This is a genomic window from Mesorhizobium sp. M1143, from assembly GCF_040318435.1.
In the GTDB taxonomy this organism is placed as follows: domain Bacteria; phylum Pseudomonadota; class Alphaproteobacteria; order Rhizobiales; family Rhizobiaceae; genus Mesorhizobium.
This window is the reverse complement of sequence record NZ_JAMYMJ010000136.1, coordinates 1-3,156: the sequence shown is the minus strand read 5'-3', so window position 1 is coordinate 3,156 and position 3,156 is coordinate 1. Positions and strand designations below refer to the sequence as shown.

The following is a 3,156-nucleotide window of genomic DNA, read 5'->3' as shown; positions in this document are numbered from 1 at the left end:
GTCAGCCGGTTCGCAGCTCGACCAATGCATTGGGCTCTTCGGAACCGGCTGACAGCACACCGCGGGGGCGATGATATTTGAAGCTGCGCCCCATCAGGCGCACGCCGTTGGCCAGTAGCGCCGAGGCAAGCGTGTCGCCGGGATGACCCTGATAGCGTTTGCCGTCAAACGTGAAGTTCAGTGTCTGTGAACGGTCTATTAGTCCGCCCGAGAGCCGCGTCACAGTCCGCTCCTCTTTCGCGCAAAAGCGATGTCGCGCGCAAACTCCGCGCTGAGAATCTCGTGGGTAACCGTATTGCGCGTGACTACCAGCCAGGAGCGATCGCCATGCTCGTGGAACCACAATTCGCGGTGCGCGCCCGCCGGATTGTCGCGCAAATATAGATACTCGTAAAAGGCAGGTTCGGCATCGGGTGCAGACGAGTCTGGTCGATCGATCAGCCGGGCGTCGCCGAGATAGGTAAATTCTCTTGCATCGCGCAAACCCAGGACCGGATGGGGGATGAGCATGTTGGCCTCACTGAAGACTAGGCTGCGCACCAGCGCCGCCTTCATCGATTAAGTATCCTTTTGCGAATCGATCTAGCCGATAAGCGCGCGCGGTTTCATGAGGGGTGTCGGTCGCAAGAAGATGGGCGAAGGCGTGGCCACTGGCGGGCGTCGCCTTGAAGCCCCCAACGCACCAGCCCCCGTTCAAATAGAGGCCTTTGATGTTCGTGCGGTCGATAATGGGTGACCCGTCCATCGACATGTCCATTATGCCGCCCCATTGCCGCAGGAGCCGCACGCGTCCCAGCATCGGCATCACCGCCATAGCGCCTTCGCAGACTTCCTCCACCATCGGCAAATTCCCACGCTGCGCATAGGAGTTGTAGCCGTCGATATGGCCACAAAAGACTAGGCCGCCTTTATCGGATTGGCTTATAAAGAAGTTTCCCGCGCCGAACATGATCACACCGGGAATCATGGGTTTTAAACCTTCCGTAACGAATGCCTGCAACACATGGCTCTCGATCGGAAGTCGCATCCCCGCCATCGCCATCACGCGGCTAGAAGATCCCGCCACTGCCACTCCGACCTTACTAGCACCGATATAGCCGCGCGAAGTTTCGACACCGCGAATCGTGCCGTCTACGATCCGGAAACCTGTGACCTCGCAATTCTGAATGAGGTCCACCCCATGTATATCTGCGCCACGAGCATACCCCCATGCGACAGCGTCATGTCGCGCCGTTCCCGCGCGCGCCTGCATGAAGCCGCCATGGATCGGAAAGCGCGCGTTGGTGTAGTTTAGGAAAGGCACCATTGCCCGCAACTCCTCACGACTCAACAACCGGGCGTCCGCACCGGACAGCATCATCGAATTGGCACGACGCCGATAATAATCTCGCTCCCAATCCGAGTGAAAGAGATAAATAGCGCCGCGCTGGGAGACCATCAAATTAAAATTCAGTTCCTGCTCTAATCCCTCCCAAAGTTTCATTGAGAACTCGTAGAAAGGCGCATTGCCGGGCAGCAAGTAATTTGAACGAATGACCGTGGTGTTGCGACCCACATTTCCAGATCCGAGCCAGCCCTTCTCCAAGACGGCAATACGGGATTGGCGGAAGGTCTTGGCCAAGTAATAAGCTGTCGAAAGCCCGTGGCCGCCGCCGCCAACGATAATATAGTCGTAGAACGGCTTCGGATCCGGGTTGCGCCATAAAGGCTTCCATCCGGAATGACCTTTAAATGCTTCAGCAAAAACGCGGAAGCCGGAAAATTTCATCAACGAACCCTCGATAGTACCAGCAAAAACTATTCCGTCATTCAAGACAAACAGCTTCGATGTCCGAATGATGTCATAAGAGGTGTAACATTGCGTTCAGTCGCCAGACATTCAAAAAAACTGAGAATCTTGTTGGAATGCACCAAAAACCGGCATCGAATGAAAGTTTTGCTCCGCACGAAACAAAACGCCGGTTTGTGATCGGAAGGCTACCGGTGAATGGGCGGATGCGCTGTCTTGAGCCCGGACGTCGCTTTGACCTACAGCGGATTGGCACTACTCTGCGCACGAACGGCAATAACCGCGACACACCGCCATACAGCGGGGATAAAGAACTCGAACTGGGTGTTCAAATCACACTTCCGCGTTGCGGCGTGGCCAGACAGACTGCAACGGAAAACCGCCCGGTCAGCCCTTTTGATCACCTCATAAACGTGAACACAACGCCCGGCCCAGGGATGCCATGATAAAGAAGGGGCGTTCATCGGTCCCGTGAGCGTTCTCTTGTCGTGTTGTACAACCATCACGGACCACACGAGGCTCTCGACGGACAGACCCGCACTAGTATCTCTCAACCCTCAGCGCCCGGTGACCAACATCCGTCTCATAACTGGCAGGTTTCCCGGTCAAAGGGGGACGTTCGACATTCTACCGCTGCCGCCCGAAACGGCTGACGCGATCGTTGCTTATTTGCAAGACGAGCGTCCGCTAAGCGTGAACCGAGCGATATTCGTACGCCACGTTGCGCCTTATGACCTCCCAATCCACAGATCGTAAGATTTTTTTGCTGCACACAAACGTTGCGGGTGGCCAAAGGCAGGCGTACATATCCTCCGGCAGAGCGCCGCCAGCCGCATGCTAAACGCAGCTGTTTTAGTGAAGCGGATTGCCGATATCCTGCGTCATCGTAGCGTCGATACCTCCATGATTCACGCGAAAGTCTATCTTCAAAGGCTCGCAGCCGTGGCTATGAGGTGGCCGGGGGTGCGGCATGAGCCAGTTGCAGACCATGCAGGCTCGGGTCGACGCCTCCCTTGCGAACCGGCGTCGCGTCGGGTTCTCGCTCGATAGCGCCGCTAGCGCGCTTCAGTCGTTCGCCTTGCCGATGTATCTGGCCATCGCGGCCCCATCACAAGGTAGTGTGCTGAGAGTTCTGCAAATTCGCTGAGAGGGGGCGGTGATGGCAGGCTGGTGATTGTTCACGTCACCGATTCCCGCGAAGGAACGCCACCATGACCAAGACTGAAGTTAAGACCGCCAGCGCTGCCCTCAAAGACATTTTGCTTTCGAACGCGGATGGATTGCACGAAGTGCTCCGTGCGGTGATGCAGGAGGTGCTTGAGGCCGAGATGGACGAGGCGCTGGGTGCCTCGAAGAGCGAGCGCACG

Annotated in this window: 4 protein-coding genes and 1 pseudogene; 2 read left to right on the top strand and 3 right to left on the bottom strand. The window is 56.8% G+C overall.

The window, feature by feature from the left end; translation table 11 throughout:
• Positions 1-4: 4 nt before the first annotated feature.
• The 3 genes and pseudogenes from NKH35_RS31230 to NKH35_RS31220 all read right to left on the bottom strand — a co-directional run.
• Positions 5-223, bottom strand: a pseudogene (locus NKH35_RS31230) (2Fe-2S iron-sulfur cluster-binding protein); the annotation flags it as partial.
• Entirely contained in the window at positions 220-510 is a 291-nt protein-coding gene (locus NKH35_RS31225; protein WP_352917521.1) for a sarcosine oxidase subunit delta, read from the bottom strand. The pseudogene NKH35_RS31230 and the gene NKH35_RS31225, both read right to left, overlap by 4 nt.
• A 7-nt stretch (positions 511-517) precedes the next feature.
• Positions 518-1,768: a sarcosine oxidase subunit beta family protein gene (locus NKH35_RS31220; RefSeq protein ID WP_352917519.1), complete on the bottom strand. Its 1,251-nt coding sequence runs from the start codon at positions 1,766-1,768 to the stop codon at positions 518-520.
• A gap of 991 nt (positions 1,769-2,759) precedes the next feature.
• On the opposite strand from NKH35_RS31220, the gene NKH35_RS31215 reads away from it, so the two are divergent.
• Together NKH35_RS31215 and NKH35_RS31210 are read left to right on the top strand one after the other, a co-directional pair.
• The gene (locus tag NKH35_RS31215) at positions 2,760-2,936 is read left to right on the top strand and encodes a hypothetical protein (protein ID WP_352917518.1); all 177 of its coding nucleotides are present in this window, start codon (positions 2,760-2,762) and stop codon (positions 2,934-2,936) included.
• A gap of 64 nt (positions 2,937-3,000) precedes the next feature.
• Positions 3,001-3,156: transposase (locus NKH35_RS31210; RefSeq protein ID WP_352917520.1), on the top strand; the 156-nt coding region annotated here is incomplete at its 3' end.